The organism is Lysinibacillus sp. GW823-FHT06C08 (genome assembly GCF_058795135.1).
The window spans coordinates 155,447-172,654 of the sequence record NZ_JBXAHN010000002.1 but is presented as its reverse complement, the minus strand read 5'-3'; the positions used below and the strand labels follow the sequence as shown (position 1 = coordinate 172,654).

Sequence of the window (17,208 nt, the reverse complement as noted above, 5' to 3'; positions counted from 1 at the left end):
TCAAAACAAGAAACCTACGAGAATAGTCATCCGCGAACCTATAAAAAAGGTAGCACCTGAAATTTTTCCTGATGCTACCGACAAATTATCATATTTCTATAGTAGTTTTTCAAGCGGGACTTAGTACAGATTCATATATTTTCTCATGGCAAAAAGCTCTTTTTAATGATTTTTACACATAATTTATTGAAAGTGCTCTATGCACGTCTTTTGTACAACTAGCGATAAGATAGCGCAACGACTGCTCCCCAGCAAAATGCGTTTTGATCATCTCCCTTTTCCAGTTATACGAAATCATTTTATGAAAAACCCCGCGAACTTTTTATTGTTCGCAGGGTTTCTATCGTTATTGCCAAGCTTGCTCCGTACCATTCCACTGTTTAAAAAACTCTTCATCTGCCAATAGGACTTCATATATTGGGTTGAAAAATTGTTTAACAATTCCTTTTTCTAGTATAGGCGTTGACTCCCATGTCAGGTGACGTTGGTCAGACAATTCCTCAAGATAAGCCTGTAATTTACGACCCTCTATGTTTTGTGTTTGTAATACCCTCTCAATATCTTCTACTATTTTTGAAGTCATAGAGGGATATTGGAAAATGTCAAGCAAGGCTTGGGCAACTACAAATTCGACTGAAGAGGTAGAGAGCTCCGCTGGCTTCAAGTCTAGCATCGACGGGAAAGTATAGGTCGTTGGTGCTATTCGATTTTCTATAAAGGTTATTTTAACTTCTATGTATGTAGTGATTGTGTCCAATGTTGCTGGTATTTTTAATTGAATACTCGTATCCGTTATTATACTTTCGATGTCATTTTCTAAAAATTGAACGCCGTCCTCCTGTATTTCGAACGAACAAATTTCTGTAAATGCCTGTTGGACTATGTCGTGTTGATACGCGCTTTTTCGTGCTGTGAGTGTTAGTTCATTCGGTGGCATCCCTACTCCTTCAGCTAATGTAAAGAAGAAAAGATCCCCTTCTATGTAAAATTGATCATAATGGGATGATATTGATAAACGGTAGAGAAGTCTTTCCTGACAATAAAATGCTACTAGTTGCTCAATGCTTACTTTCTTCATTTCTGCTATTTTTGTTAATTGCGTAATTACATCTGCTGTTATTGTATTGATTTTCTCCATAAACTTCCCTCACCTTTTTGATTTTTCAGATTTTTAACTATAGAATTTAGACTTTTACTAAAATTCTTGCTTTTATTATTACTTATTTTACTAGCATAGTAAACGGTAATGTATACCAGCATAATTTTGGCAACAAAAAAACTGCCAGCAACTCATGCGACAGCGTCCAACAATTAGACAAGGGGCAGCCTCGCTCATGCGAAACTACCCCTTTAGTATTTATAGGTAACATTTTCGTAAATTGTAAAAGTCTCAACCCAATCATCTGGGGAATATTATCTTGAAACAATAGTTGTTTCATCACCGCGGTAAAATTCCACTGTGTGCTCTCTAACTTAAGCAACGCAAACCCTACCATCTTTTGCGTCCTTGCAGCCCCAAAGCATGCGCCAGTGTGAATAAGTATCTACAAAAACAAAAAGCAGAATGCCAGATTACTGAAATATGCCACCTAAAATAGCACATCTTTAATTATAGCACTCTACATTAAAAATGTAAAGCACTAATTATAAAATCTCTCAAACACCAACCAAATTATCGTTCAAAAATAAATAGAGTTACCAAATGGAATGTCATTCTTTTCTCGAATAGATTAAGGCACCACCTGATCCCATCATCATTAAATGTTTACCAGAAGGAGAAAATCCACATTTTATAGCACCATCCAAACGCTGTATATCAATAGCTGTAGCATTACTTAAATAGCTATAACGGGGTGTAAATAGATAATCGAGGACTACTGTTGCCCGTGGCCACCATGGGTAAATGACTTCAACCTGCCAGCCATCTAATGTCACATGTATCCCATCCCCCGCTTCCAAGCCAAAAATGGAGGTAGGTTTCTTTGATAACGGATAGTGAAAGGTTAAGCGGTCCTCACTGACACAGTCCTCCGTCCATTCCGCATCTCGTTCACGATGAAGACAAAGACCCGTTATCGGTTCAGTGATACTATAGCCCGACCCACTTATGAGAATGATATTTTCATCTTGATCCCATCCACAGGCTAGTACACCATTGGCAGAAATTATCGTTTCATGCTCCCACGGACTCGGAGGTTTTGTAGCTTTCAATGATTGTGCTTTGGCTAATAAATCTAGTTCAAAAGGGGTTCTAATTTCGCTATTCGTCATATGGATTTGGAGCCTCCTTATTATTTCCCTATAATTAAATAGAGGCCTGTCTTAAAACAAGCCCCTATACTTCGAGAACACCATAATGAAACTTAGCTGTCACTCGCTCATATTGCTGAAAATGATACTTCGTAAACCATTCTGATCTAAAATGAGCCTTCAGCACTACACGCTTTTTCGCGACCCTCTTCGCTTCTTGCACCCATTCATCGGTTAAAGTAACATGCTCACCCGCTAAGCGCAATGCCTCGAAATTATTGGACTCTTCAATAGTTTCCTCGAACATTGGATCCATATAAACGACATCAAACGCATTCGCTGGCAATGTTTTTAAATAACGAACTGCCTCGGACTGAACGACCTTAATTTGTCGCATACAAGCCGTTAACGGTAGCTCTGTTGTATCATAATTTTGCATTCCCTGCCCGACAATAAAGGCGACATTTGGATTTGCTTCTAGGCCTACAATGCGCCCCTTTTCCCCAACAGTATAAGCGGCTAACATCGCATCGGCCGCTAGTCCAAGCGTACAATCCAGCACTGTATCTCCTAGCTGTAGCTGTGCGGCTTCTAAAAATGGCTCTGCCTCACCTCGAGCAATCCGTTTTAAGCGAAATGCTGCAGAATTAGGATGGAAGAAAAACGGCTCCTCTGCCCCAAAAGCATAATAATCATAGCGATTTTTCCCCGCCACTATAATATTTGCCTGAAACGCCTGTGACATCTTCCGAACAGAGCGCTTTTTCCTCGGCTCAAATGCAGCCCCTAATGTTTGACACGCAAAAGCAGCGAGCGCCATCGATTCATCGTCTGGTCTGCCCGCTGTTGTTACAATCGTATTTATTGCTCGCATGTTTGTTCTAACACGCCAGTTAAATGGGAAACAATTTGCTCCACAGGGAAGCCTTCAATTTGTTCACGTGGAATAAAGTAAGCCAATTCTCCATCCTTTAAAATCGCCATGGAAGGTGAGCTTGGTGGTACTTCATCAAAATAACCGCGCATCGCTGCAGTCGCCTCTGGGTCCTGCCCCGCAAACACTGTCACAAGATGATCCGGCTTCACTGCCGCAATCGCCTCACGCGCTGCTGGACGAGCAAGCCCTGCCGCACAGCCACACACCGAGTTAATGACTACTAACGAAGTCCCCTTCGTCTCTGCCATAAATTCATTTACCGCATCAGCCGTCGTCAGCTCCGTAAACCCAGCTCCCACTAGCTCCTCACGCATCGGTTTCACAACCTGCTTCATATATTCATCATAAGCGTTCATGCTTTTACCCTCTTTCATATGTATTCGCAAACCTTATTATAGCAAGGTTTTGTGTGAATGTACAAAGACATGCTTTTTCGATTTTGGTGTAACGAGAGGAGCATATTTAATTATATGAGTCCACCCTCAAACTTTCAGTAAACATCGCAAGGCACAGGGTCAATTTTTTCACTAGTATGTAAGGTTTTCTATTAAGCACCTGAACATTGTATGTTTTTAGTTAATTTTGTAGAATGAATGAAAGGGAGGCGAACTAACTTGGAATTCACAACAGAAAGATTAATGATTAGACCTTTTAAGAATACCGATTTACAGGATGTATTTGCTATTTATAATAATGAAGATACTTGTAAGTTCCTATTACATAATCAATGGACTCATGAAAATATGGAGGAAAAATTCAATAAGAAACTAGCGAATGATTTACTCTCTCAAGAGTCAATGTTAAGTCTGGCAGTTGTCTATAAGAATAAAGTCATTGGTGATTTGTCTGTATGGTATACAGATATGAAAGACACTGTTGAAATTGGATATAGCTTTTCTAATGAAGTGGCTGGGAAAGGTTTGGCAACCGAAGCAGTAAGTAGTTTAGTAGTTCAATTATTTGATGTTTTTAACGTACATCGTCTACAAGCTAAACTGGATGCACGGAATATTGCTTCACAAAAATTATGTGAACGAATAGGCATGAGAAAAGAAGCCCATTTCACACAAGATTTTTGGAATAAAAATGAATGGACCGATAGCATTGTGTACGGCATGTTAGCCTCTGATTTGAAGAAATAGAATTAGTTATTTACTGTGCTAACAGAGGGCTCATACTTTACCCTTTACTATTGTTTAGCCCTCCAGTTAGATACATATTAACAAGCATCCAAATTATCATAAGAGGATGCTTACTAAAAAAGTTTATTCAGCTTTTAGCTTCGAAGTCTTCATCCAATTAACGCTTTACTGAATAGTATAGTGTCATCCCCTAAGCAAATACATTGACCCTCCTCCCTTAACTTTTACTATTTATTTTGTAATCTGAAATAAAGAAAAAGAGTGAAAGCCCTAGTAAAATAATGGGGAGGAAAAAGAGTCCTGCATCATATTTGACGGAATGCTCCATTTTTATGCCAAACAAATAGATGAATAACGTAAATGAAAAACATAATGATAGTGTCCCTGCTAAACTTTTCATTTAAATCCTCCTTATGTCAATCAGATATAATAAAACATGAATAAATCCATGACCCACTTCTAGTTATTTTCGTTTCACAGCCCCTTCGATTTCAGCTATCCACTCTTTTCCACCATAATGACAAAGGTGGTTTCCGTACCTTTCCTATCAAACATCTTCATTTTTTAAGAGATAAATAAAGTTTAAACTAAGCACGGCTCAATCTACGTCAGCTAGATGTATTTCTCACTATAAATTTGGATACAGATTCCACGTATGAGTGGAAAAATCAGACATTGAGTTGTTCATAACAAACGTCCGACATCCGATTTAAGCATGCTATAAAAATTTTTCGCCATACCTGATCGTACCGAAAATTCATTATGTCCCATTTCAATTTCGTGAAAGATATATTTTTTATAGGTGGGCTTGAATTCTTTTAAATGATGGTGACTTGTCTGGCTTCTGGCGTAATTATGTAACTGCCACCTTACGCACATATAGAATCTTGGAGATAAAACGTTGTATCCCAGTTAAGACACCGTTTCATCGCCCCCATTGATTATTTACGGCACATTCTATAGTATACTTATAATCACTTAATATTCCATTATTAGGTTAAATAAAAGCCATATGCTTCCTTTTGGCATTCTTCATCAGCTTGTATTTTAGTGGTTCCCCAAATAGAATATAGTCCCATAAAAAATGAAAGAGGTGGTTAATCATTAGTGAGCATGACTATAAAAAGTATAAAATTTATCCAAAATCAGAAAGATATACGGCTGTGTTTTTATTGGCTACTGTAATGGTTTGGGGAATTTATGATCGGATTACGACAGGGGAGATTGGGGCTCCGTGGTATATAATCATTTCCACTTCTGTATTTAATGCCATCCTTAGAACCTATTATGCAAGAAAAGAAAAAAGGCGAAAAATGAATATGTAATGATGGTCCAAATGGATGTAGTCCCTATCCAAAGCAGGTGCTCGTGCGCTTGCATTTTTTGATCGTCGATTTTTCATACAGCTTACAAATGTATGTTAATCACTTAGTCTCCGTTAAAAATACCCACACCCTTCCTCTTCATAATTCAAAAAATCATCTGTTTCCCTTTGGATCCATTGCAATTTCTCCTTCATGAATTAAACTTTTAATTTTTTTCTGATGTGTCCTATGACATTTATCGCTAATCATCTGGTTAGGCATACATATTATAAATTATCGAAAGGAGGTTTATCATTATGTCTGGATACTATGGTGGTAACGGTGGAGGCTACGGGAATGGTACAGGGTTTGCACTTCTCGTTGTTCTATTCATACTTCTCATAATCGTTGGAGCTGCTTTCCTGTATAATTCATATTAATATCTTTAATAGGGATCAGCCTATTAATCCGTCCCGTGAAAACAATAAATCCTCCAATACTGGTAATAACAATAATCCATACACCTATCTATTTTATGAGTCACTTTCCGGTGACTCTTTTATTTTTTTCTGCCCCACTACTAAACTAAACGCCATGATAAAAGGCCACTCCGACATGGGATGTGGCCTTCGACATAAAATTAATCAAATTGTATAGTCTGTTGCACGATGGATACCTTATAAACGTCTTTCGTATTTATTAATATCGATTTAAAATGTTCTGTTTCCGTAAAGGTATACCATGGTTTCTCGTTGAACCCATTAAAAACTTCTTCTGTAAAAGTTTCTTGTCCAATATTAGTTTTAATTTTATATTCTTCTTCGCGATTTTCGTTAAAGTGGAACTTCACTGTATATTCATAATCCATGAACCAACACCCCCCATCTATCTTTATCATGGGATAAATAGTGTGGAAGTAATCAAAAAAATATAAATGTAATAAAACCCCATGCCATTGAAGGGCTCTTATGTAATCCATAGAAAAAAACCAGGTACTCATTATAAATGAGCGCCTGGTTTTATTATTACCCGATAATGGGTATTGAAAGCATGCAAATATTAAAGTTTTACGATGTTTGCAGCTTGTGGTCCACGTTGACCATCTTCGATTGTGAATTCTACTTTTTGGCCTTCTTCAAGTGATTTGAAACCTTCACCTTGGATAGCTGAGAAGTGTGCGAAAACGTCTTGTCCGCCTTCTACTTCGATGAATCCAAAACCTTTTTCTGAGTTAAACCATTTTACTGTACCTTGTGTCATTTAAATGACCTCCATTAATTGTATTAAATAAAATCTTACATCGTTAAAGAAAAAATTCACATATTGCAAAAAGTATCAAAAAAACACGATTACTCTTTGTAATATGTGAATTCATTGTTTCTTTAGCACCGATTTTATTAATATCATTGTATAATAAAAAATCACATTTGTCTAGTACTAAGTAAAAAAAACCAAAAACAATTATTTGGCTCGTTATATGTTTGCGTGTATTTCTAAAAAAACTCAGGTAATCAAGTCAATTGATTACCTAGAGAAAATTGTTTTTTCATGATTATTTTCCACTTAAACCTTTAGTGATCCTCGAAAACCTCTAGCTGCATAATAAGAATCTGCCCCATTATGATAGAGGAAGATTGTGTCGTAGCGACGATCACAGAAGATAGCCCCGCCCAGTTTACGGATTTTTTCAGGGGTTTGAATCCAGCTTGACGTTTTTAAATCGAATTTACCTAGTTGCTGTAACTCTCGATATTGTTCTTCCGTTAAAAGCTCAATCCCCATTTCTGCTGCCATATCCATTGCGGTCGTTTCGGGTTTATGATTTTTTCTTGCTTCCCATGCCTCTCGGTCATAACAAACACTTCTGCGACCTTTTGGACTTTCTGCCGAACAATCATAAAACATATATTCATCCGAATTTGGATGATAGTGAACGACATCTGGTTCTCCGCCAGTTGCTTCCATTTCATGGAGCGACCACAGTTTGTCTACATTCGCTTCCAGCTTAGCCTGTATATTTGTCCACTGAAGGCCTTCGTGGCGATTCATATTTTTCTCAAATCGAGCTTGCAATGTTTGCAATAGTTCCTCGCGTTGTTCAACTGATAGTTCTTTATTTGTCATTTTAGTTTTCTCCCTCACGCTTAAATGATAGTCCCTCTTCTTCCAATAAAGCTCTCATCATAGGGATTGACGCTGGTCCAATTCCATGAATTTTTAATACATCTTTTTCGGTGTATTTGGATAGTTCATGCAAGGTATCAATCCCCTCGTGAATTAAAGCATTTCTTGCAGGAGAACTCAGTTTTGAAAGGAAACCACTCGTAGGCTTATTTTCTTTATCGCAGGTCGGGCAGCTTGGACAATCTGTGCTTTTGTAAAAACGATGTCCTTTTTCGCAAAACCTTAAACGTTTTTCTGCTTTCACTATCATCCCTCCAACATACATGCTATTAGTTTATAGTATCATAATTCACTTGTCGGAATGATAAGAAGAACTGTATCAAAACTTGTTCGATTTAAAACGTTTGTAATTGATTATCTGTTAAATTTTGTACGCCCATATATTGAACTTTTGGTTCTCCATCCACATATTTAACCACCGCATATCTTTGTATATCTGGCTTTAGCCATACCCGAGCATCCATTGGCCAACTTGCAATGTCCTTCTTAAACATTTCCTCAGAAGTGACCGTCACATCTTTTGTTAAGGAATAATCTAAGCTATTAAATTCAGAGTCAAGAAATGTTACATAATATACATCATTTGATACTTTATAGACATCCTGATAATTACGATGAATGGAATCGAAATAAAAGCCAGTTGGATAGATATAAAACTTACCTAACTCATAGGTTACAATGTCTTGGCTATCTCTCGATGGAAAATTCATACTATCTATAGCAAGTTCAACACCGAATGCTTCTTTATATTTCGCTTGAACGATAGCTCCATCGAAAACCATTTCGCCATTTTCCGAATACTCATGATCAATATTGTACTTCTGGACAACGTCTAACACTAAAGACATAACGATTTGCGGATCATGATGATTAATGCGTCTCATACTACTAAATTCATCTAATGCATCAACAATTTCTTTCTTTTTATCCTTCTCAAGTAATTCATCTTTGCCCACAATATTATTTACACTCGGCGAAAGAGTTGCAAGGGTTTTTCCAACAATAGTGGCTGGACTTGAAGCATCAAAACCGTAATTTTTCTCAGCAAAATTACTAATCAGTATGGGACGTTCTTCTCCATCATATCGTGCAAACTCTTCTTCGAACGTCATTCGATCTGTTTCCTCATCATTTAATGTATAAAATAGATCGCCTTCATTATTATGACCGAAATTACCGGACGCTACTAATTCCATCTCTGATTTTTTGGGGTCCTTTGCGTAAACCCATATGTTGTTATTAGCAATACCTTGACTCATTTGATAGGAAAACATTTTAAGGAAAGTACGACCATCCTTCCCCTTTACTAAAGAAACATTCATGTCACAAGCGGAACATACTAATTTATCAATTTCACTTGAAAAAGATAGCAACGCATCTTCTCCATTAGCATTTCCCGTCCAAATTTCTTGTATGTAATTATCTTTATTACGATGAGGATAGGCGGATAATGGGTAGTCAATTCCTTTCATGAATGTATAAACCTCGTTAACACCATCATTATCAAAATCGACTAATTCCGCATATAAAACTCCTCTATCATGCTCATTTTCTGCAAAAGTATGCATGTCATATGTATAACCTAATGTTTCAACTGCTTCAGATAGTTTTTCGTATAATTGACGATTGACCACTTGCCTCTCTTGATCGTTTGTTACTATTTTTTCAGCATCCTCAACTTTAGCAGTAGGTGTCTCCTTTACTCCGTTAGAACATCCATACATCAGTACAACTAAAAATAATAATAATAAATAACTTTTTTTCATTTAAAGCTACAACCTTTCAATACCTTAATAATATCTATATCAATTTCCTATATTTACAACTTTATACCAATATTGCTAAGCTGTACCTAATAAAATTTTGATTTTACTTAAACACTTTAAGAAAAAAAGGATGTTTATAAAAAAGAAATTATTATGGTACACAATGTATATCCGTTCCTAGTAGCAAAATAAATTGATGACAATTAAATTCCTTCTGATTCTTCTATATATGTACCGGTTATTTTCGAAAAGTAATGCCCCCCTTGTCATTCAAAAAAATTTGGCGCCATTTGCAAGTTGGTAGTCAGTGTTTGCTAGTTACATGGCGTGATGAAAAAGATACTATATATACTGTTCCGTTTAAACGCAACTTCTTAAAGACAATAAATGAATAAAGGAGCCTGATACATTGACGTTACATACCTCTACTCGTATTAAAATGCCGTTAGGATTTTGGGAGGGGCTCCGTCAATTAGGGATAGCCCCCCACGATGTCATCCGAAAAGCACAATTACCTATCACTTTGATGACTGAACCAACTGTTTCGCTAGCACAATATTACGCGATTTGGCAGGCATATGCCGATCACATTGACGATATGGCTAAAGGAATCATCCAACTGGCAACTAGCTTTGATAGCAATCATTACCCACCAACAGTCTTGGCAGCTTACCATGCTCGTGATTTCCGTGATGCTCTCAAGAGAATGGCACGCTACAAACAATTGTGCCCGCCTGAGAGCCTCCGTATTACTGAGGAGGGAGAGAATTGTACAATCGAGCTGCAATGGTCAGATAGGGAGCAGTCGGGTCCGCCGATGCTTGTTGGCATCACACTGGCATTTCTTCTTGAGCTTGGACGGCGAGGAACGGATAGTCCCTTGACAGCAAAATGCGTTGAATTTTCACATTCAATGGGTGATATACAAACGCTTGAAGCCTATTTCGGTTGTTGTATCCAGATAGGTACAAAATGGAACCGGTTGACGTTACATCGAGAGGATTTAGACCACCCCTTCTCTTCATATAATTTGGAGCTATTAGAGATGCTGACTCCGCTTCTAGATCAATCGTTGAGCGAGCACCAACAAAGCCATACGCTTACCGAGACGGTCAAGTGGATGATGAAACGCAGCTTAATGGGAGGACGCCCAGACATTCAGACGGTTGCCAGCGAGTTAGGGATGAGCGACCGTACTTTACAGCGTCGGCTTTCAGACGAATGTACGAGCTTTAAGCATCTGTTAACTAAAGTAAGACATGAGCAGGCACAGGTATATTTAGCAGACCCCACTCTTGATATTAAAGAGGTTGCCTTCTTAATTGGCTATGAAGATCAAAACTCGTTCTACCGCGCCTTCCGCCTTTGGGAAGGTGATACACCAGCAAATTGGCGTACTAAACATATAGAAAGAAATGTTTAAATTACTATAATAATAAAGGAGAAATAGCGTATGGATATGGGATTGAACAATAAAACAGCTTTAGTTACTGGATCAACGAGAGGTATAGGGAAAGCCATTGCTTTTGAGCTAGCCAAGGAAGGTGTTCATGTACTCATTAATGGGCGAAATTATAATGAGGTAGAACGCATTGTAAATGAAATAAAGTCAGCTTACCCATCTACGTCTCCTCAAAATGCCACAGCCGATCTTGCAGATACCCAGCAAAGAGAAGCTTTATTCGAAAAGTATCCCCATATAGATATACTCGTGAACAATATGGGTATTTATGAAATGATGTCCTATGAAGAAGTTGACGATGAGATATGGGAAAAATACTTCCGTACGAATGTTCTGGCGGCTAATGGTTTATGTAAATTTTACTTACCTACAATGCTAGAAAATGAGTTCGGCCGCATTATTTTTATCGCGAGTGAAGAGGCCATTATGCCTTCTGGGCAAATGCCTCAATATTGTATGACAAAAACGATGCTCCTCTCTTTGTCGAAAAGCCTATCTCAATTAACAAAAGGAACAGAGGTTACCGTCAATACAATTATGCCTGGCCCAACACTTTCTGAGAATGTGTATGCAATCATTGATAGTATGTATACTAATCAAGAGATGAGCTTTACCGAGAAAGAGCACAAATTTATGACTACAAACCTCCCTCAATCGGAAATACAAAGGTTTATCAAACCCATTGAAATCGGGAGAATCACTACCTTTATTTGTAGTCCCTATGCTTCCGCCTTTAAAGGCTCTCCGATTCGTATGGATGGAGGTATGGTACCGACTATCTTTTAATATGTAGAGCTCAAAAACGTATAGCCGATGTCACCACTACGGCGAGTCGAGCTGCCTACCTTATGTGTCGCCGCCCTTTAACTTATGCTATAAAAGCCATCAAGAGTGTGAACTCTCGATGGCTTTGTCAACCGTTTGGCCAGCATATTTCTATACTGTTATTTGCCTTCTATCAATTCATTACTGTACATGAACGGTATATGTTCCGTTCTCATTTTCAAATTTATAAACATATAAATAATACTTTCCAGGCTTTGCATTCAATTTACCGTTTATCATGTTTCCGTCTTCCTGTCCAAAAGACGCATAATTTTGGCTATCTGATTCATGATAAAGCACCCATGTCATGCCAATTTGGTTTTCATTTAAAACAGATATATCTATTTCTTTAGGAGATGTAACATTGAATTCGTATACATCCGTATGATCATCCTCCATTAAACTACCGCTTAGTGGTGTATGAAATGGAAGCATAGTGGCTTCTTCTGGACGATTGTTTGGTTCTATCTCCGTTTTTGTACTATTTTGTACTTGAACGGTATATGTTCCATTTTCATCATCAAACTTATAAACGTATAAATAGTACTTTCCTGGTTTCGCATTGTACTTACCTTTTATTGTCTGTCCATCTTCCTGTCCATACGCTACATAGTTTTCCTTATCAGATTCATGATAAAGCACCCATGTCATGCCAATTTGATTTTCATTTACGACAGAAATATCTATTTCTTCTAGCGATGTAATGTCAAATTGATAGACATTTGTATCGTTTTCTATCAAACTACCTTTTATTGGTTTATTAAATGGAATGGTCATCGCATGTTCTTGCCCTGTTTGTCCTCCTTTCTGTACAGTGGCAGTTGTTTGCCCTTTACTTTCTTGTCCCTTATTATTTTTCACGGTTAACGTCACTTTGTAAGTTCCTTCATTTTCGTATACATGAGTAGGATTTGCTGCTTCACTTGTTGCACCATCACCAAAATCCCAAAGATAAGAAACTATTTCTCCATCCGTATCCTTTGACCCATCACTGTTAAATTGAATTTTTTCATTGATCATGCCAGTATATGGACCATTTACCTGTACAATTGGTGCTTGCGTTTCTCCGTCATCAGTGGAAACACCGTGGAAGACTACATCATACTCGAACTGGTTTGCCGCATTTACACGATAGTTGACAAAGTACGCAGTCATTGTTTTATAGCCGCTCCACTCTTTTTGAGACAGTTGCTCCAGCATTTGGTTTACTTGCTTACTCATCGTTTTCCAATCTTGAGATTCACCCTGTGTTGCACTACCTACATATGTTCCCTCGAGTGTAAACGTATTAAAAAATTGAGACTGGTGTTTCGTCATATTTGCATCTTTCACATGTGCAATATCGACAATTTCTTGCTGTACTTCGTTTAACGCTTTTGGTTCATGCGGCATTAAATAATCCTCTGCTACTTGTGGTACTTCGTATGTTTCTTGGTTATCGATCAATTGCTGCATATACGCTTGATATTCCATATTCAGCTGTGAATCTTTACTTAAAGTGTCACGATAGGCATCATAATTTTTCACATCGTTCGCGCGAATTAAATCTTGAATTCTATCAAACATATCGAATTGATGAGTATACATATAAGACTGTAAAGCAAATGAATAATTGTAAAAATCCCAGGAACCATATGTCGCAAACATTGTTTGTTCAGCTGTATAGCGTTGTGATGGATCATGTGACAATCCACTAATAATGCTCTTACGAGGCACAACGTCATTTGTACGTGTTGACCCTGCAAAAAATTCTGCATTCCCTTCCTGGAACCATGTTAGTCGCTCATTTTGATACATATCACCCGTCCCGAATAGACCAGGCACCTCAAATCTACCTTGTAAAAAGTGCGTATATTCATGACGGAACAGCTCTTCTAAGCTATAAATACTTTGCTCAGGTGTACGTTCATATGTAAAGAATGTTCCAGTCTCTTCAATATAAATACCACCATTATTTGTTTCATATCCGTACAATTGTCGGTTTAATCGGTACTGATCGGGAGAGTTATAAATGACAACGGTTAAGATATCGTCAGCATTACCAGGCTCTAGTGCTTGATCATTCCCGATTACACGATGATATTGTGCCTTTACCTCTTTTGCAGCCCAGTATAATCTTTGAATTTTATCTTCCGTTACTTGATCTCCCGTTTTGAATACAATTGATCCATCATCAAATGTATATGTTTTCGGTAGATACTGTTTTTTTCCTTCTTCACGTACTTTTTGTAAATCAACCGTATTTCCGTTTAAGTCACGTCCACCATAATTTGTCGTAATTTGCTCTACTGCCACAAAATAAGCTTCACTTAAATAGGGATACATCTGCATCGCTTGTGTAACGACTTCTAAACCCTTATTAGGATTGCTATGGAACTGCCCTAAACGCCCTGCATAATAAATGCCATTATTAATTAACCAACTATTGCTATCCGTCACATTATGTATTAGGGCAATGTTATTAACTTCCTCTATGAAGCTATCAATCTTCCCATACCACATCGTTGTATTGGCCTCTTTACGAGTGTCATATAAATAAGACTGCAAATCATAATCAATGCCGTGTATTATATCGTAAATAGCTTGTCCTTTTGAATTCTCACTTTCATAGGTAGAAAGATTTTCATTATATTGTTTTAAAATGTTCGTAGCATGTTGAACGGTTTCCACATCACTAGAAGCATTACCTATTAATTTTCCATAGGCAGATACAACTTTATCTTGCTCATCTGTACCAAGTTTAAAGTTTGGATTTTTGGCTATTTCATTTAATGCTGGTAAACACTTATCTTGGAAACTTCTCTCATTTAAATAACCTAGTTCATTATTATAAAACGCTACATAAAAAGCAGAACGCAGTACCTCAACAAATGTTTCGATCCCCTTTGAATCATCCTTCGTAAACGAACTTCCTCTATTACCTAATTCATTGATGATTACTTGCATGCGCTCTTCATTTTGATAAAAAGCTTTTGTGTCATCATTGAATTGGAATAAGTCTGTAATTTGGTACCAACGGATACTGCCAAGCGTATGGATGAGCTCACGATTGCTCATATTATTAAGCTCTGCCATCGAGTACTGCTCCTGCAATTGCTGTGTATCCATCTGTTCCATAATTGGTGCTGGACGTTGTGAAAAATCTCCCATTTCTAAACGTTCTTCATAGGATAATGTTTCTTCAGCCATTGTCGAATGCACCATTTCATCTTTCGACATTTCTATGCCAATGGGTTTCATTTGTAATACATTATACGGCGTTTTTTCTGCTGCCGATGCTTCCGCCTGTAATCCACCTAACGAAATGGCCATTGTACTAACCCCAATTAACAAGTGATTGAATGTAAATTTTTTCTTCATTTTATATCCTCCTATAGTCCTATGTAGTTTTTTTGGCAATATAGTTATTATTTGGTACTATATTACCTATATTAAAATAACATATTATGTAAAAAAATCAACATTAAATGTTATATTTAGGAATATTTCCTTCCATATTTTGAACACTAAGACACATTTAGATCGTTCCCTTATTAAAAAAAGAACCCGAGATGCGGATTCTTTTTAGAAAGGAGCGACCATACAAGGAGTGAGAATACCCCTCTTTTCCTTTTGTCTCACTAGACAAACAAAGAAATTTCCCTCTATTTATGATATTCTTGAAAATAAATAAGCTAGTATAGGGTAAATACCATTTCTCTTCCCTCCCCTCCGCATATTATAGGTTGTAGAAAGGAGGGATTTTCAATGGGATACGGATACAGCGGAAATGTAGGTAATATGAACAACGGCGGTTGTTATTATGGCGGCGACAATGGCGGCAGCTACAACGGTTCAGCTTTTGTATTAATCGTTGTTCTTTTCATTCTTTTAATTATCGTTGGCGCTAGTTTTATGAGTGGTGGATACTAATACATCCCTTTAGCACCTAAAAAAATCCCTTCAATATAATGAAAGGGTCACTTAAACCAGCCTAGTGATCCTTTTGCTTTTCAGAAAGGAGCGATTCGTTTTTTTGCAGCATGATAAACCGAACATCTTTATGAGAATAATAAAAGGGGGCATTGGCTCTGCATTACTAACGATGGGTCTCTTGTTCATCGTAATCACGGTAGACGACAAGCAATTTCTCCAAAGTGTAGTAGTAAGAATTATCGGTGTCAGCAGTATTTTTATTGGCACCCACTTATTACATAAACAGTTTCACCCTTATTCATACAAAAAACCAGGCACGCCTAAATAATCGGTGCCTGGTTTAATTTTTTTCATTTATCTAAATCTGTTTTTTTATGGTGGGAGCGTTACGAAGGTCTATAAAACCAAGTTATCTTATCATATAAATAGTAATGTTAAGCGAAAAGCGTTTAACAAGGCATCTCCTGATTTGTTACTATGGGGTACTCTCCATGAGTGCCCCTCCCATTTTTCGGTCATTGAATAGGCAATTCCATTCCATTCCATTCGTTTAACAGTTTTCCATATGATTGGTTGTGAAGCCATGTTAGCTTTTTTAGCAAATGCATTGAATGGTTCTACCACTTTTCATACAACAAAAATCGATCGCAATATGGAAAGACTACGACAGAATGATTGGTTTGAGGAAATAGACCAAGGTGATCGGTACCACAGATTATTTTTTGCCAATCGTCACGTCAGAAAATATCTTCAACATAATAGACGAGTCAATCAGATGATGAAGAAAAAAGAGCGCAAGCCAAATTTATAGATTTTTTACATAAACAATTGAAAAATCGGCCTCTAGGTGGTAGAAATAACTTCCAACAGAACGTATATTCGTGTATAATTTTATTATACTTGCGAATGGAGGAAGAATATGAACGCAATTGATCTACTTGTATTAAATTTCGAGGAGGTGCGTAGACGTAGTATTAAGCTATGGACATCTATCCCTCAAGAAAAGTTACTTTGGAAGCCCGATCCTGAGGCAATGTCTTGCATCGAGATGATACGACATGTGCTTGAAAGTGAACATTATTACTACCAGGCAATAAAAAATAAAGGTAGTCTAGCTAATTATGAATCCCCATTTGAAAACCAGCCTTACACCACTGTTGAAGCAGAACTATTATTAGCAGAGCCTTATCGACTTGAATTTATGGAAACGGTTCAATCATTCGCGAATGAGGATTTAACAAGTATTCAAATTGACCGCTCAGATGTAGGATACATAAGAGATTTGGGAGATATGTTGCTGAGGGTTGCCTACCATGAGTCAGTTCATACGGGGCAATTATTGGATTATTTACGATCAGCGAACGTAATGATTCCGAAAATTTGGGATTAATGATGAAAGGTGTATCACTAGTAGATACACCTT

18 protein-coding genes and 1 pseudogene are annotated in these 17,208 nt (G+C 37.4%); 8 read left to right on the top strand and 11 right to left on the bottom strand.

From position 1 onward, the window contains the following. Positions 1 to 346: 346 nt before the first annotated feature. The 4 genes from AC1Q6O_RS08550 to AC1Q6O_RS08535 all read right to left on the bottom strand — a co-directional run bounded on the left by AC1Q6O_RS08550 (position 347) and on the right by AC1Q6O_RS08535 (position 3,543). The gene (locus AC1Q6O_RS08550) at positions 347 to 1,138 is read right to left on the bottom strand and encodes a nucleotidyl transferase AbiEii/AbiGii toxin family protein (protein WP_342532798.1); all 792 of its coding nucleotides are present in this window, start codon (positions 1,136 to 1,138) and stop codon (positions 347 to 349) included. A gap of 572 nt (positions 1,139 to 1,710) precedes the next feature. Continuing rightward, complete coding sequence (locus tag AC1Q6O_RS08545; RefSeq protein ID WP_089984668.1) at positions 1,711 to 2,271, bottom strand: hypothetical protein; 561 nt, start codon at positions 2,269 to 2,271, stop codon at positions 1,711 to 1,713. Positions 2,272 to 2,335: 64 nt separating this feature from the next. Next, positions 2,336 to 3,124 carry a class I SAM-dependent methyltransferase gene (locus AC1Q6O_RS08540; RefSeq protein ID WP_089984670.1) on the bottom strand — a complete coding sequence of 263 codons (789 nt, stop codon included), beginning with the start codon at positions 3,122 to 3,124 and terminating at the stop codon, positions 2,336 to 2,338. Then, positions 3,112 to 3,543 (bottom strand): BrxA/BrxB family bacilliredoxin, encoded by a 432-nt coding sequence (locus AC1Q6O_RS08535; protein ID WP_036125483.1) that lies wholly within the window; start codon positions 3,541 to 3,543, stop codon positions 3,112 to 3,114. Before AC1Q6O_RS08535 ends, AC1Q6O_RS08540 begins: the two co-directional genes overlap by 13 nt. A 258-nt stretch (positions 3,544 to 3,801) precedes the next feature. Here AC1Q6O_RS08535 and AC1Q6O_RS08530 point away from each other — a divergent pair, with 258 nt between their 5' ends. After that, a complete protein-coding gene (locus AC1Q6O_RS08530) occupies positions 3,802 to 4,329 on the top strand; it encodes a GNAT family N-acetyltransferase (protein ID WP_090001672.1) in 528 nt (175 codons plus the stop codon). Positions 4,330 to 4,546: 217 nt separating this feature from the next. On the opposite strand, the gene AC1Q6O_RS08525 is transcribed toward AC1Q6O_RS08530, so the two are convergent. Then, complete coding sequence (locus AC1Q6O_RS08525) at positions 4,547 to 4,729, bottom strand: hypothetical protein (RefSeq protein ID WP_043989873.1); 183 nt, start codon at positions 4,727 to 4,729, stop codon at positions 4,547 to 4,549. 1,221 nt (positions 4,730 to 5,950) lie between these two features. Here AC1Q6O_RS08525 and AC1Q6O_RS08520 point away from each other — a divergent pair. Further along, positions 5,951 to 6,073, top strand: a complete 123-nt coding sequence (locus tag AC1Q6O_RS08520; RefSeq protein WP_080709324.1) for a YjcZ family sporulation protein — start codon at positions 5,951 to 5,953, stop codon at positions 6,071 to 6,073. Between the two features lie 200 nt (positions 6,074 to 6,273). On the opposite strand, the gene AC1Q6O_RS08515 is transcribed toward AC1Q6O_RS08520, so the two are convergent. The 5 genes from AC1Q6O_RS08515 to AC1Q6O_RS08495 form a co-directional block, all read right to left on the bottom strand. Then, positions 6,274 to 6,501 carry a hypothetical protein gene (locus tag AC1Q6O_RS08515; RefSeq protein WP_043989875.1) on the bottom strand — a complete coding sequence of 76 codons (228 nt, stop codon included), beginning with the start codon at positions 6,499 to 6,501 and terminating at the stop codon, positions 6,274 to 6,276. Positions 6,502 to 6,692: 191 nt separating this feature from the next. Then, on the bottom strand, positions 6,693 to 6,893 hold the full coding sequence (locus AC1Q6O_RS08510) for a cold-shock protein (RefSeq protein WP_008175097.1): 201 nt from the start codon (positions 6,891 to 6,893) through the stop codon (positions 6,693 to 6,695). 303 nt (positions 6,894 to 7,196) lie between these two features. Beyond that, on the bottom strand, positions 7,197 to 7,757 hold the full coding sequence (locus AC1Q6O_RS08505; RefSeq protein ID WP_089984672.1) for a DUF4256 domain-containing protein: 561 nt from the start codon (positions 7,755 to 7,757) through the stop codon (positions 7,197 to 7,199). Position 7,758: 1 nt separating this feature from the next. Beyond that, positions 7,759 to 8,061, bottom strand: coding sequence for an RNA polymerase alpha subunit C-terminal domain-containing protein (locus AC1Q6O_RS08500; RefSeq protein WP_043989877.1), 303 nt, complete (start codon positions 8,059 to 8,061; stop codon positions 7,759 to 7,761). Between the two features lie 91 nt (positions 8,062 to 8,152). Next, the gene (locus AC1Q6O_RS08495) at positions 8,153 to 9,583 is read right to left on the bottom strand and encodes a DUF4238 domain-containing protein (protein ID WP_090001673.1); all 1,431 of its coding nucleotides are present in this window, start codon (positions 9,581 to 9,583) and stop codon (positions 8,153 to 8,155) included. Between the two features lie 439 nt (positions 9,584 to 10,022). Between AC1Q6O_RS08495 and AC1Q6O_RS08490 the strand changes: the two genes are divergently transcribed. Then, positions 10,023 to 11,006, top strand: a complete 984-nt coding sequence (locus AC1Q6O_RS08490; protein ID WP_090001723.1) for an AraC family transcriptional regulator — start codon at positions 10,023 to 10,025, stop codon at positions 11,004 to 11,006. A gap of 30 nt (positions 11,007 to 11,036) precedes the next feature. Further along, positions 11,037 to 11,831 (top strand): SDR family NAD(P)-dependent oxidoreductase, encoded by a 795-nt coding sequence (locus AC1Q6O_RS08485; protein ID WP_090001675.1) that lies wholly within the window; start codon positions 11,037 to 11,039, stop codon positions 11,829 to 11,831. A 180-nt stretch (positions 11,832 to 12,011) separates the two neighbouring features. Here the strand turns inward: AC1Q6O_RS08485 and AC1Q6O_RS08480 are convergent, their stop codons facing one another. Continuing rightward, positions 12,012 to 15,230, bottom strand: coding sequence for a collagenase (locus AC1Q6O_RS08480; RefSeq protein WP_492401049.1), 3,219 nt, complete (start codon positions 15,228 to 15,230; stop codon positions 12,012 to 12,014). Positions 15,231 to 15,692: 462 nt separating this feature from the next. On the opposite strand from AC1Q6O_RS08480, the pseudogene AC1Q6O_RS08475 reads away from it, so the two are divergent. The 4 genes and pseudogenes from AC1Q6O_RS08475 to AC1Q6O_RS08460 form a co-directional block, all read left to right on the top strand. Next, positions 15,693 to 15,782: pseudogene (locus AC1Q6O_RS08475) on the top strand (YjcZ family sporulation protein); the annotation flags it as partial. Positions 15,783 to 15,912: 130 nt separating this feature from the next. Continuing rightward, the gene (locus AC1Q6O_RS08470) at positions 15,913 to 16,113 is read left to right on the top strand and encodes a hypothetical protein (RefSeq protein ID WP_492401048.1); all 201 of its coding nucleotides are present in this window, start codon (positions 15,913 to 15,915) and stop codon (positions 16,111 to 16,113) included. Positions 16,114 to 16,350: 237 nt separating this feature from the next. Next, positions 16,351 to 16,596, top strand: coding sequence for a hypothetical protein (locus tag AC1Q6O_RS08465; RefSeq protein WP_492401047.1), 246 nt, complete (start codon positions 16,351 to 16,353; stop codon positions 16,594 to 16,596). A 108-nt stretch (positions 16,597 to 16,704) separates the two neighbouring features. Next, positions 16,705 to 17,175 (top strand): DinB family protein, encoded by a 471-nt coding sequence (locus AC1Q6O_RS08460; protein ID WP_090001681.1) that lies wholly within the window; start codon positions 16,705 to 16,707, stop codon positions 17,173 to 17,175. Positions 17,176 to 17,208: the final 33 nt, after the last annotated feature.

What these genes read in the sequence shown, in the direction of transcription:
- AC1Q6O_RS08550 (WP_342532798.1), bottom strand. Translation starts at nt 1,138, where the DNA reads ATGGAGAAAATCAATACAATAACAGCAGATGTAATTACGCAATTAACA.
- AC1Q6O_RS08545 (WP_089984668.1), bottom strand. Translation starts at nt 2,271, where the DNA reads ATGACGAATAGCGAAATTAGAACCCCTTTTGAACTAGATTTATTAGCC.
- AC1Q6O_RS08540 (WP_089984670.1), bottom strand. Translation starts at nt 3,124, where the DNA reads ATGCGAGCAATAAATACGATTGTAACAACAGCGGGCAGACCAGACGAT.
- AC1Q6O_RS08535 (WP_036125483.1), bottom strand. Translation starts at nt 3,543, where the DNA reads ATGAACGCTTATGATGAATATATGAAGCAGGTTGTGAAACCGATGCGT.
- AC1Q6O_RS08525 (WP_043989873.1), bottom strand. Translation starts at nt 4,729, where the DNA reads ATGAAAAGTTTAGCAGGGACACTATCATTATGTTTTTCATTTACGTTA.
- AC1Q6O_RS08520 (WP_080709324.1), top strand. Translation starts at nt 5,951, where the DNA reads ATGTCTGGATACTATGGTGGTAACGGTGGAGGCTACGGGAATGGTACA.
- AC1Q6O_RS08515 (WP_043989875.1), bottom strand. Translation starts at nt 6,501, where the DNA reads ATGGATTATGAATATACAGTGAAGTTCCACTTTAACGAAAATCGCGAA.
- AC1Q6O_RS08510 (WP_008175097.1), bottom strand. Translation starts at nt 6,893, where the DNA reads ATGACACAAGGTACAGTAAAATGGTTTAACTCAGAAAAAGGTTTTGGA.
- AC1Q6O_RS08505 (WP_089984672.1), bottom strand. Translation starts at nt 7,757, where the DNA reads ATGACAAATAAAGAACTATCAGTTGAACAACGCGAGGAACTATTGCAA.
- AC1Q6O_RS08495 (WP_090001673.1), bottom strand. Translation starts at nt 9,583, where the DNA reads ATGAAAAAAAGTTATTTATTATTATTATTTTTAGTTGTACTGATGTAT.
- AC1Q6O_RS08490 (WP_090001723.1), top strand. Translation starts at nt 10,023, where the DNA reads ATGCCGTTAGGATTTTGGGAGGGGCTCCGTCAATTAGGGATAGCCCCC.
- AC1Q6O_RS08485 (WP_090001675.1), top strand. Translation starts at nt 11,037, where the DNA reads ATGGATATGGGATTGAACAATAAAACAGCTTTAGTTACTGGATCAACG.
- AC1Q6O_RS08480 (WP_492401049.1), bottom strand. Translation starts at nt 15,230, where the DNA reads ATGAAGAAAAAATTTACATTCAATCACTTGTTAATTGGGGTTAGTACA.
- AC1Q6O_RS08470 (WP_492401048.1), top strand. Translation starts at nt 15,913, where the DNA reads ATGAGAATAATAAAAGGGGGCATTGGCTCTGCATTACTAACGATGGGT.
- AC1Q6O_RS08465 (WP_492401047.1), top strand. Translation starts at nt 16,351, where the DNA reads ATGATTGGTTGTGAAGCCATGTTAGCTTTTTTAGCAAATGCATTGAAT.
- AC1Q6O_RS08460 (WP_090001681.1), top strand. Translation starts at nt 16,705, where the DNA reads ATGAACGCAATTGATCTACTTGTATTAAATTTCGAGGAGGTGCGTAGA.